This window comes from Escherichia sp. MOD1-EC6475 (assembly GCF_003046645.1).
Taxonomy (GTDB): Bacteria; Pseudomonadota; Gammaproteobacteria; order Enterobacterales; family Enterobacteriaceae; genus Escherichia; species Escherichia ruysiae.
Map to the genome: position 1 here is coordinate 21,115 of NZ_PZKQ01000071.1, position 9,956 is coordinate 31,070.

The 9,956-nt window shown below is 50.5% G+C and carries 6 protein-coding genes; all 6 read right to left on the reverse strand.

Annotated features, from left to right (window positions below; all coding sequences use genetic code 11):
• Positions 1-12: 12 nt before the first annotated feature.
• Positions 13-1,413 (reverse strand): GABA permease, encoded by a 1,401-nt coding sequence (gene gabP / locus A7589_RS20535; RefSeq protein WP_016159580.1) that lies wholly within the window; start codon positions 1,411-1,413, stop codon positions 13-15.
• Between the two features lie 238 nt (positions 1,414-1,651).
• A complete protein-coding gene (gene gabT / locus A7589_RS20540; protein ID WP_108188992.1) occupies positions 1,652-2,932 on the reverse strand; it encodes a 4-aminobutyrate--2-oxoglutarate transaminase in 1,281 nt (426 codons plus the stop codon).
• 13 nt (positions 2,933-2,945) lie between these two features.
• Positions 2,946-4,394 (reverse strand): NADP-dependent succinate-semialdehyde dehydrogenase, encoded by a 1,449-nt coding sequence (gene gabD / locus A7589_RS20545; protein WP_000772880.1) that lies wholly within the window; start codon positions 4,392-4,394, stop codon positions 2,946-2,948.
• A 22-nt stretch (positions 4,395-4,416) separates the two neighbouring features.
• Positions 4,417-5,685, reverse strand: a complete 1,269-nt coding sequence (gene lhgD / locus A7589_RS20550) for an L-2-hydroxyglutarate dehydrogenase (RefSeq protein WP_000271933.1) — start codon at positions 5,683-5,685, stop codon at positions 4,417-4,419.
• Positions 5,686-5,704: 19 nt separating this feature from the next.
• Positions 5,705-6,682: a glutarate dioxygenase GlaH gene (gene glaH / locus A7589_RS20555; RefSeq protein WP_010352484.1), complete on the reverse strand. Its 978-nt coding sequence runs from the start codon at positions 6,680-6,682 to the stop codon at positions 5,705-5,707.
• 925 nt (positions 6,683-7,607) lie between these two features.
• Positions 7,608-8,960 carry an SIR2 family NAD-dependent protein deacylase gene (locus A7589_RS20565; RefSeq protein WP_023317204.1) on the reverse strand — a complete coding sequence of 451 codons (1,353 nt, stop codon included), beginning with the start codon at positions 8,958-8,960 and terminating at the stop codon, positions 7,608-7,610.
• Positions 8,961-9,956 lie beyond the last annotated feature (996 nt).

The window sequence follows — 9,956 nt, forward strand, 5'->3', positions numbered from 1 at the left end:
TCCTGAACATTATCAGCGCGTATTATGAACGGGTGTTTTTTGCCACAATATCAGCTTTTTCCAGCGTGCCATAATTGGCACGGTACAGATAATCCCTATCGCTAATAAGCCGGTGGAAATTACCTCGAGTTGTTGCGCCGGGCGGAATAACATCACCACCAATACAAAGGTAATAAAGCCAATCACCAGCCAGGTGAGCCACGGATAAAGCCACATGCGCAGGCGAATTTCGCCGCCTTCCGCCAGCAGGATTTTACGCATCCGCAATTGCGAAACGGCGATGACTAAATAAACCAGCAGGGCAATAGCACCGGAGCTGTCGATCAGGAATTTAAACACTTTCGCAGGAGCGTAATAGTTCACTACCACCGTTAAAAACGCCGCGCCGGTCGAGAGTAATACTGCCACATACGGGGTTTTGCTACGGTTGATTTTGCCCATTACCGCTGGCGCATCCCCGCGACGGCTTAAGGAGTAGAGCATCCTTGACGCGGTATACAGCGCCGAGTTCAGGCAACTGGTCACTGACAGCAAAATAACGCAATCCATAATGAATTTTGCATGTGGAATATTCAGCAGCTCCAGCACGGAACGGTAGGAACCCACGGTTTTCAGTCCTGGCATATTCCACGGTATGAGTGCCACGACGACAAAAATAGAACACAAATAGAAAATGGAGATACGCCAGATAACCGAGTTGGTGGCGCGGACAATATGTTTATCCGGCGTGTCGGATTCTGCTGCGGCAATGGTGACAATTTCCGCGCCCATAAACGAGAACATGGTGATCAGCATCGCGCTTAATACGGCGCCAAAGCCGTTCGGCATAAAGCCGCCGCTATCCCACAATCTTGAAATACCGCTCACTTCGGCATAAGGGTAAAAACCGCTAATTGCTACAGCTCCAAGGAAAATAAACGCCAGAATGGCAATCACTTTGCATATCGCCAGCCAGAATTCAAATTCACCGTAGTTTTTAACGCTTAATAAATTACTGCCGGTTAAGGCGAGGGTGATGACCAGAGAAAATAACCAGATGGGAATGCCGGGAACCCACGAGTGCAGGATCATGGCGGCGATGTTGGCTTCCAGCGGAATGACCAGTACCCAAAACCACCAGTACAGCCAGCCGATGGTATAGCCCGCCCAGCGGCCAATGGCTTTGTCGGCATAGGTGGAAAACGAACCGGTGTCGGGCGTGGCGACCGCCATTTCCGCCAGCATCCGCATAATCATAACCACCAGTAATCCGGCGAACAGATAGGCCAGTAAGACCGCCGGACCCGCTTCGGCGATAGCGACGCTCGAACCGACAAACAGACTTGCGCCGATAACACCGGCAATAGACAACATGGTGACGTGGCGTGATTTCAGCCCGCCGCCTAGCTCATGTGGTTGCGATGATTGCCCCATCCTGAATCCTCTCGAAAGTGTGTCACTTGGGAGAGCGCCCCGACATTTCCCGCGTCGGGTCACGCGTTTAATTGTTATTAATTCTTTTTGCCGGAGAGCGGCTCCGCCTTATCCGGCCGACATAGATTTATTCCTGTTCACGTACGGATTGTCGGATGCGACGTAAACGCCTTATCCGACCTGGATTCCCGTAGGCCGGACAAGACGCGTAAGCGTCGCCTCCGGCATGGGTGCGGTGCTACTGTTTCGCCTCATCAAAACACTGATCGATGATCTCCAGACCCTGACGGATCTGATTATCTTCAATGGTGAGCGGTACAAGGATGCGCAGCACGTTGTAATACGGGCCGCAGGAGAGAAGAATCAGGCCTTTGTCACGGGCGCGCGCCACGATCTCAGCGGTGAGTTTGGCGTTCGGTTTACTGTGATCGCCACCTTCAAACAGCTCGATGGCGATCATCGCTCCCAGACCGCGAACATCGCCGATCTCCGGGTGTTTTTCGGCGATTGCCAACAATCCGTCTTTCAGCTTCTGGCCCAGGTCATTGGCTTTTTGCAGTAGATTTTCCTGCTCAAACACCTTCAACACTTCCAGCGCCGCCACGCAGGCTATCGGGTTACCCGCATAGGTGCCGCCCAGGCCGCCTGGAGCGACGGCATCCATCACTTCCGCGCGCCCGGTGACACCCGCCAGCGGGAAGCCGCCCGCGATGGATTTCGCAAAGGTGGTAAGATCCGGTGCCACGCCCATCTGCTCCATCGCAAACAGCGTGCCGGTACGCCCCGCGCCGCTCTGCACTTCATCGGCAATCAGCATGATCCCGTGCTCGTCACACAGCGCGCGTAAACGCTGCATAAAGGCTGGCGTCGCGGCGTAGAAACCGCCTTCGCCCTGAACCGGCTCAATCACGATGGCGGCGATATCTTCCGGCGCGGCGTCATTTTTGAAGATCCGGTGGATGCTGGCGATAGCGTCATCCTCGCTTATGTCGTGCAGCGGGCAAGGATAAAGCGCGCGATAAATATGGCCCGGCATCAGCCCCATGCCCGCAGAGTACGGATTCACCTTGCCGGTCAGCGCCAGCGTGTAATGCGTGCGCCCGTGATACGCGCCGCTAAAAGCGATGGTGCCGCTACGTTTGGTGGCGGCGCGGGCGATTTTCACCGCGTTTTCCACCGCTTCGGAACCGGTCGTAACCAGCAGCGTTTTCTTGGCAAAATCGCCCGGCACCTTCTGATTCATTATTTCGCACAACTCCAGATACGGCTCGTAGGCCAGCACCTGGAAGCAGGTGTGCGACAGTTTTTTCAACTGCGCTTCCACCGCAGCAACCACTTTCGGATGCAGGTGTCCGGTGTTGAGCACCGCAATCCCGCCCGCGAAATCAAGATACTCACGGCCTTCAACGTCCCACACCCGGCAGTTTTCCGCGCGGTCAGCGAAAATCGGGTGGATCTGCCCAACGCCACGAGGAACTGCCTGACTGCGGCGCTGCATTAACTCTTTATTGCTGCTCATTCGCGTTCTCCAGTTAAAGACCGATGCACATATATTTGATTTCTAAGTAATCTTCGATGCCATACTTCGACCCTTCACGACCCAGTCCCGAGGCTTTGATTCCGCCGAACGGGGCGACTTCATTGGAAATAATGCCGGTATTGATGCCGACGATGCCGTATTCCAGCGCCTCGCCCACGCGGAAGACGCGGCTTAAATCGCGGGCGTAGAAATAGGCGGCAAGACCAAACTCGGTGTCATTGGCTTGTGCAATCACGTCGGCTTCATCTTTAAAGCGGAACAGCGGGGCGAGGGGGCCGAACGTCTCTTCTTTCGACACTTTGGCGTTGGCCGGCACGTCCACCAGGATGGTCGGCTGGAAGAAGTTGCCGCCGCGCTCGTGCGCTTTACCGCCGCAAACCACGCGCGCGCCTTTCTCCAGCGCATCGGCAATATGCTCTTCCACTTTTGCTACCGCTTTTTCATCAATCAGCGGTCCGATGGTGACGCCTTTCTCCAGCCCGTCGCCGATGTGCAGTTTGCTCACCGCCTGCTGCAATTTTTCAGCAAAGCGGTCATATACGCCGTCCTGCACATACAGGCGGTTGGCGCAGACGCAGGTTTGCCCGGCGTTGCGGAATTTTGAGGCCAGCGCGCCTTCCACGGCTTTGTCGAGATCGGCATCGTCAAAGACGATAAACGGTGCGTTGCCGCCCAGCTCCAGCGACACTTTTTTGATGTCTTTCGCGCACTGTTCCATTAACTGGCGGCCAATTTCGGTCGAGCCGGTAAACGACAGCTTGCGCACCAGCGGATTGCTGGTCAGTTCGTTACCGACCGCCCCCGCCGAGCCAGTGACGACGTTAAATACGCCAGCCGGAACGCCCGCGCGGATCGCCAGCTCCGCCAGCGCCAGCGCAGAGAACGGTGTTTGACTCGCAGGTTTCAGCACCATGGTGCAGCCTGCCGCCAGCGCCGGGCCAGCTTTACGGGTAATCATCGCCGCCGGGAAGTTCCACGGGGTAATGGCGGCGGTCACGCCAATCGGCTGCTTGATAACAATCAGGCGCTTATCGGCCTGATGACCGGGGATAGTGTCGCCATAAATGCGTTTACCTTCTTCGGCAAACCACTCAATAAAGGAGGCAGCGTAGCTGATTTCGCCTTTCGCTTCAGTCAGCGGTTTGCCCTGTTCGAGGGTCATCAGGCGCGCTAAATCGTCCTGATGCTCCATCATCAAATTGAACCAGTTACGCAGAATGGTGGCGCGTTCTTTGGCGGTGAGCGCACGCCAGGCGGGCAGGGCGCGGTTGGCGGCGTCGATAGCGGCGCGGGTTTCATCTGCGCCCATTTTCGGCACGCTACCCAGCTTGTCGCCGTTCGCCGGATTGGTGACGTCGATGACTTCACCATTGTTGGCGTCCAGCCATTCCCCGTTAATCAACGCCTGCTGGCGGAATAAGTTACTGTCGTTAAGTTTCATCGTTACGTCCTGTTTTCAAAGGTTATTGATTAAATGCGGCGTGTAAGGCATCCACACTACGTGCCGCTCGCAGCGTGCGTCCGGGGTTACTCTGGCTTGCCAACAGCGTTTGTACCTTGCTGACAATATGCGCACCAATAGGAATTGCTGATGTCGCTGCCGGGGAGGGCGCATTGCAGGTGTGGATCGTGCGCGGGGTGGTGACAAACAGAAAATCGTCAATCAGCTTGCCGTCCGGCGATACTGCCTGCGCCCGCACACCGGCGGGCCAGGGCTGGAGATCGCTTAACGAAAGCCGGGGACAATACTTTTGCACCAGCCGCAGATAGCCGCTTTTGCACAGCGAGTTTTTCATCTCGCCCAGTCCTGAGCGTAGATGGTTTTGCAGCACCCGGCGAATCCCCGACGAGCCCAAAATCTCCAGCGTGTCGCTAAATGAGAAGTCACGCTTGCGATAGCCTTCGCGTTTGAAAGCCAGCACCGCGTTTGGCCCAACGGTGACGCTGCCGTCGATCATCCGGGTGAGATGAACGCCCAAAAAGGGCATTGCCGGGTCGGGAATGGGGTAAATCAGGTGGTTAACAATCTGATTATGCTCCGGCGCAAGGCGGAAATACTCGCCACGGAACGGGCAGATGATAAAGCCCGGTTCGAGGCCGAGCATTTTCACCAGCCGGTCAGCCATCAGACCAGAACAGCTAATCAGCGTCGACGCTTCATACTCGCCGCCCTGACGGGTGCGGACAACCACGCCGTTTTTATGCTCACTGAGGCCGCTAACTTCGGCGTTATAAATAATCTCGCCGCCTCTGGCCTGGAAGATTTTTGCCATCGCTGCCGTGACGTCGCGGTAGCTGACAATGCCGCTGGACGGCACAAAAATACCGCCGAGCCCGGTGATATTCGGTTCACGCTCGCGCAGCTCGTCGGCGTTTAACCACTCGCGTTCAATCCCGTTCGCCGCTGTGCGTTCCCATAACGCGCGCATCCGCTCCATTTCGAGTGCGGATGTGGCGACCAGCATCTTGCCGCAGTTGTCGTAGCGGATGTCGTTTTGATCGCAAAAGGCTTTGGTGGCGCGGTTCCCCGCCAGGCAAAACTGCGCCTTCAGGCTGCCGGGCGTGTAATAGACACCGGCATGGATCACGCCGCTATTGTGGCCCGTCTGATGACAGGCCGGGCCGGACTCTTTTTCCAGCAACGCAATGCGGGCGTCCGGATAAACATCAATCAGTTGCATGGCGGTCGACATGCCGATGATGCCGCCGCCAATAATCACAAAATCATACATCCGCTCAATTCCTTTGCGTTTACTGATGCGTCTGGTAGTGGTTAGTGGCGTAAGCGAAATAGCCGCGCTGGCGCATCAGTTCACGACGCAGATCCGGATGTGCGGTAAAGCGGTCGCGACCGTGCAGCCAGAACAGATTGTTAATCAACAGGAATTTGCCAACGGGAACCGGCACAGACAGGATGCCTTTGCTGGTTTCAATGGCGTCCGAAAGCTCGCTCAACCACACGCCTTCTTCAAAATCTTTTGGCTGGACGAACTGGTCGATATAGCGCATCACCGGGCGACCCTGCTGATCGACGTCGAACACAGGATGGAAGACATCTTTACTGACGTTTTTACTCGGCGGCGCGGCAAAGCGCATCGGGCGACGCGCCAGCGGATGGCGGAAATAGTGGTCCAGATGTTCCCAGTCATCGAGATGCAGCAGCAGCGAGTTTCCGCCCTGCATGTTCTGTTCGTCGATTTTCATCATCAGCACGTAGTCGGTGATCTCTTCGACGTAGGTGCCGTCGTTGTGCAGTTCCATCACACGGTGTGGTTGACGCAGATAGCTGTCTGAGTTATCGACATTTTTCACCACAAAACGCGCGTAATACTGACCGCTCATGGCATCGAAATTGGAACGACCAATCAGATGCGCCACCGCCGTTGCCAGCTTCACCATCTCGTCCGCCTGCTTCACATCATCGACACCCACGGCGTTGATTAGCAGTGCACCTTCAGCACGGTTTAGTAGCGTCTTCAACAGCAGTGGTTGCAGCTGATTTGCACACAAGTCGTCAAGAATTTTGCCCACACGGAAACGCAGGAAAGATTTGTACTCCAGCGCCTGCACGGGCCATTCGGCAACCTGTTCGAGGAACTGTTTGGTCGTCTGTTCGGTGAAGGTGAGTTCCAGAAGACGCGGGGATTGCGCCGACGGGGTGAGGGTGAATCCGCTATAGTCCTGGCCTGAATCGACAGCGTTTGTGTGTACGGCGGTCAGTGCATTCATCAGAAGCGATCCTCTTATGAGATGTAGGGTGACATGGCGATGCTCATTTCGTAGCCATAATCTAAAAATATCTACATTTCTGAAAAATGCGCACAAAAGTGACATATTGTTTTCTTATTGTGATCGAAAACAACAAATAGTTAACATTTGGTTTGGTGAGTACCTTCAATGGGCTAAAAAATTCGGATTTAAGTCAGGAATGTATTAATGCAATTCAGTACGGGGCACAGAGAATACAGCCAGATATTTGTTACATTGGCGATGGTTTTCTCTCTATTGAAAAAGGAGAAGGAAGACTGTGATTGTAAAACAGAAGAGTAATACGGGGTCGTTAAATCCGTCGCCATTTTGCCGCCACAACCAAAGAAAAAGGGGCTACGTTTTCACGTAACCCCTTGATTTATTTGGTGGGCTGGCGTCCCTGTGCTTTTAATTATAGTGTATTGATATTTAATATTTTTGTTTAAATTAATTTCGTTATGGGTTCCAAAAAGGAACCATAAAGTAGAACCACAGAACCTCGCATGGTTCCAACATGCCTAGCGACTTCAAAATAACACGCTCTATGGCAAACTAAATGTAAGTGTGGCTGGATATTTAGCGTCTGATTACTGAGAGGGTCAATAAAAACTGCTCTATCTCAAATACTGTAGTGGCCCATAAACTTGTCCGCTTGAGTCGATGGTGTACCTCGTCCGTTCAGGCCCGGAGTGGCCAATTAGCAGAGTATTCATGTCTGCTATGAGCGAGGATCGGACGTAAAACAACTGTAAAAAACTATTTAACTCAGGCAGACATGTCAAGATTCAGTGAAAATGTCTAATCACTGGTTTGTTAGAAATGCCCGTATGTTGAAAAGGCTGCTGCAAAAAAGTCTCTCGCAGCGGCCTCTTTAATATAACGTCATTGTGTGCATCATCTTTAATTATGGGTTTAACTCAAACTGTTCCCCGTTTATTAATTTTCGCAATAAGTCAAGTGCCTCAGATGAGTATTTTCCGACACCACTTTTCCCAGATTTAATGAAAACATGATAATTGTTGTCTGATGCTTTAATGTTGAAGTCGGTAAGTTTTCTTAATTTTTCGAATTCTTGATTAACATAGTGCCACGATCCCATGTCGAGAATCCTTGCCAGATCAGACATTGTATATGGGAAACTAGCATTTAGTGCCTGCCCATTATTGAGTTCAGCGATACCATACATTTTTGCTAATGCATCATCATGCTCTGCAATATTGCGGAACATCTCAAAATCGTATGGAAGTTCTTGTTTAACAAGGGATTCTGATGCGAATGTGTACGTTCTGGCTAGAAATGCACGCACAAGTTTTGGATTAACGCTAATTTCCGGTGTATTAGATGATAACGCATCAAAAATCCAACCAAAATTATTTGCGTATATTACCTTGATTCGAACGCTTTTATTCTCACCAACACCGATTAGCAATTCCTTTTGATGAGAACCAGTGGCCTCACAGTCCTTACTGAAGGAGACAAGATAAATATTTGGAATCAATGCATTATTGGGAGCGATGATTTCATCTATATCAGAGAGAATTGCCTTTATGTTTTCATCATTGATACTGTACCCAAAGAAAAACAAGGGGTGTTCAGCAAAATATGTTAGCAACTTAGCACTGATATATTTCTTACGTTTATAGAAATCAACATAATCTTCATTTGTAATAACAATACTTTCAACTTCATGACTGCTACCATGAATTTTCATGATTTCGCCATAAGATGAATAATTCACTTTAACAACGTTATGACCAACTATTGCCTGATAATTGTCAAATATTTTTTCTAATGTGTCGTCATAATTTGTTGTGATTATTGCATGAGGTTTTACTTTCCTTAATTTCTGAACTTCCTCTGTATATTCCATGTTCGAGAAATCAACGGAGTTTGATAATTCATTCAGAATGGATGCAATTTCATGCTTAATATAAATATCTTTTGGAGTCGTTCCTTCAAAGTATGTCTCTGGATAGCGATCCTTGCCATCATCCCAAGCCCATTCAGCATAGAAGTCACAAAAATCGCTAGCAATCAAAGGTTTGTTATCACCCTTTGTTTGGCTGTAGTAACCATAAGGGCGTTTGATCAAGGGGCATATTTCCGCTAGTTGCTTTAATAGACCTTCCCAGTCAGGCGCTTTTATATATCGTTGTGAAATACCTGCACCCATGAATAAAATGGGTTGGACTTGTAAGTTTTCAAGGCAAGATTTAACATCTTCGATTATTTCTTCTTGATATTCCGTAAAGTCCATATAGTTACCTCAGGGATAGGTGATTGCTATGTGATGCACCGCGAAACGGTTCGGGGCTTTGTGACACCCAAACTTTACCCCGGTTTCCCAGCGTTTCCTTTGTATATAATATCATTGAAGTTAATTGCGTTTCTCAGAAATCTTCTTAGGATGTGATTGCAATAACGGCAACACAGCGCACACATCGCGGCTGATCAGTGAGTATGAAGTGGTTTACTGAATTTGGCCGCCTGAATCGAGAGACAAAATGTCCGCTCCTGGCACTAAGCAGAAGTTCCCGAACAACGTAAGCTGGCATATGCCCTCGTTCCTCCGTGGGGACTATCGATCTATTTGCCGGTTGTGTTTAAGCAATATCGCCAGCGGCGTGAGCTCTCAGTGCATTCAATCAAGCTCACAAATCACACAGTCTTTACTTTTTTTAGATTCCCTAATGGTTTCGCGTCATAGCCTCAGCCAGATAAACCTGAGCTGCTTTAGGGGTATATGCCTTTCCGAGCATAAAGGATACTGTTTCTATGAAAACTGATCGCGAGAGCACGATTAGGAGATCAGAACCTGATTTGACATTGATACTGGCTATCAGCGATGGGCAGTTCTCGAATACATCTGACAATCATTTACCTCATTAAGTTTTATTTCCAGAAGTGCCGTGATCCAGCACGAGTGCTGATAATCAATATCACTTGGGTAATGATTGACAAGTTCACTAAACAACGAGCAGATATTTTAAAATTGCCTGCAGCTTCCACATCACCAGGCAGAGGCGTCAGACCCTTAGCACCATACGATTCATAGAGTAATTCCCAATATAGTTGATGCTGAATTTCTTTGTTCATGTTGAGGCAGTATATTGAAACAATGAGAATGAATCACACATATAAGCTCTCACAATCTTCCGCCGTTTTTGACTGTTGCAGATATACTTTTAGCAGGTTTTAAATGCCTGGAGATTTCTTTCTGTTCTCGACGGATTTTGGGTGATGCTGCCAACTT

Coding starts and splice junctions, on each gene's coding strand:
- gabP (WP_016159580.1), bottom strand. CDS start 1,413: ATGGGGCAATCATCGCAACCACATGAGCTAGGCGGCGGGCTGAAATCA.
- gabT (WP_108188992.1), bottom strand. CDS start 2,932: ATGAGCAGCAATAAAGAGTTAATGCAGCGCCGCAGTCAGGCAGTTCCT.
- gabD (WP_000772880.1), bottom strand. CDS start 4,394: ATGAAACTTAACGACAGTAACTTATTCCGCCAGCAGGCGTTGATTAAC.
- lhgD (WP_000271933.1), bottom strand. CDS start 5,685: ATGTATGATTTTGTGATTATTGGCGGCGGCATCATCGGCATGTCGACC.
- glaH (WP_010352484.1), bottom strand. CDS start 6,682: ATGAATGCACTGACCGCCGTACACACAAACGCTGTCGATTCAGGCCAG.
- A7589_RS20565 (WP_023317204.1), bottom strand. CDS start 8,960: ATGGACTTTACGGAATATCAAGAAGAAATAATCGAAGATGTTAAATCT.